Source organism: Methylobacterium oryzihabitans, assembly GCF_004004555.2.
In the GTDB taxonomy this organism is placed as follows: domain Bacteria; phylum Pseudomonadota; class Alphaproteobacteria; order Rhizobiales; family Beijerinckiaceae; genus Methylobacterium; species Methylobacterium oryzihabitans.
In genome coordinates, this window is sequence record NZ_SACP01000172.1 from 1 (window position 1) to 428 (window position 428).

A 428-nucleotide genomic window follows, 5' to 3' on the forward strand; every position below is an offset into this window, starting at 1 on the left:
GACCGGTCATGTCCTGGATAACCATGAACGAGCCACGGTTGAGCATGATACGGCCGGCAACCTTGACCGGAATCGCGGCTGCTTCCAGCGCGTCCTTGGTCTTGTCCGCGTGCTGTTTCTGCAGGTCGTTGCAGTAGCTGTCGCTACGGAAGTCGTTGGGGAAGGCGTTGCCTTTGGCGCGCTCGGCGGCAAGTTTTTCCTTGCGCAGGGCGATCAGGGCATTTTCTTCCTGTTGCAGGTCTTGCGAGTCGGTCTTGAGGTCGCTCATGTCGTCACATCTTCCATCAGGGAATTCATTGCCCTCGCCCGCAGGCGAGGGTCTTTCAGCAGGAGTGAAGCTTACAGGCCCTGTTTCAGGCTGGCTTCCAGGTATTCGTCGATATCACCGTCGAGCACCTTGTTGCAGTCGCTGCGTTCAACGTTGGTAC

The 428-nt window shown here is 57.7% G+C and carries 1 protein-coding gene; it reads right to left on the reverse strand.

The annotated features are described in order from the left end of the window. Nucleotides 1-268, reverse strand: a 268-nt coding sequence (locus EOE48_RS28910; RefSeq protein ID WP_210249627.1) for a hypothetical protein, incomplete at its 3' end; no start/stop codon positions are given. Nucleotides 269-428: the final 160 nt, after the last annotated feature.